Source organism: Aeromonas sp. HMWF014, assembly GCF_963878295.1.
Lineage (GTDB): Bacteria > Pseudomonadota > Gammaproteobacteria > Enterobacterales > Aeromonadaceae > Aeromonas > Aeromonas popoffii.
In genome coordinates this window covers 1-1,014 of sequence record NZ_CAWNYS010000538.1, presented here as the reverse complement: position 1 = coordinate 1,014, position 1,014 = coordinate 1, and the positions used below count along the sequence as shown (strand labels likewise).

The window sequence follows — 1,014 nt, the reverse complement described above, 5'->3', positions numbered from 1 at the left end:
GGGCGTTGAACACCAGAAACAGTCCCACCGCCATGGCGAGCAGGGAGAGGGCGGTGAGGTTGAGCGCCAGGGCATCGCCGAGCTGGCTGGCATCGAGTGCCGGGCTGATAGGCTCGAGCCACAGCGGCTGATGGGGGAGGTTAGCTTGCAGCAGGGCTTGCAGGGCGCGGGCCTCGGCGTCACTTAGCTTGAAGATGATGCGATCGAGCCGGCCTTCTTTGCCAAGCAGAGGCTGGGCGAGGCCGATGTCGGTCACCAGCAGCCGCTCCATGGGCACGGCGCCGGGTTCGAAGGTGCCCGCCAGGGTCAGGGTCAGTGGGCGATCACCCTTGCCACCGCCGCCCAGCACAAAGGTGCGGGACTGGCCCGGCTGCCAGCCAAGGCGATCTGCTTCGGGGGCTGACAGCCAGACGCTGTCGGCGCGGCTTAAGGAGAAGGCGGGCTCGCTGGATGGGCCCTCACCAAACAGCTGGCGCAGGGGGCCGGGGTTGAAGAGATCCATCCCCAGCAGCTGAAAACTGCGTCCCTGCTCGTCTTTGAGCCAGGCATGCAGCTGCGGCATGGCATTGAGGCTCGGCTGGCTGCGCACCAGTTGTACGTAACCTTGCTCATCCAGGCCACCGCTCGGGGCCAGCCGGTAGTTGGCATCCCCCGCCAGCTGGGTGCGGGCGGCGACGAAGTTGGTGCTGGCACTGTGGTTAAGCAGCTCGATGGCCACCACCAGCGAGACCCCCAGCATGAGCCCGGTCAGGCTCATCAACAGCAGCCAGGGATGCGCGCGATAAAGGCGCAGCAGCGCCTTCAGTGGCAGCATGAGATAGCCTCGCGATCGCCGCTGGCGTCACACATGGTGCGGCCTCTTGAGCTCAATCAGCTGGCCCCCTTCGAGGCGCAGCACTCTATCCGCCAGCGCGCCATAGGCGGGGTTGTGGCTCACCAGCAAGAGCCCCGCACCGGTTTCACGTACCGCCTCCATCATCAACGCCATCACCTGCTCAGCGTTGTGCTCATCGA

2 pseudogenes are annotated in these 1,014 nt (G+C 65.9%); both read right to left on the bottom strand.

Annotated elements, in window-relative coordinates:
* Window positions 1-814: pseudogene (locus tag AAC083_RS23400) on the bottom strand (cell division protein FtsX); the annotation flags it as partial.
* 27 nt (window positions 815-841) lie between these two features.
* Window positions 842-1,014 (bottom strand): annotated as a pseudogene (locus tag AAC083_RS21015) (ABC transporter ATP-binding protein); the annotation flags it as partial.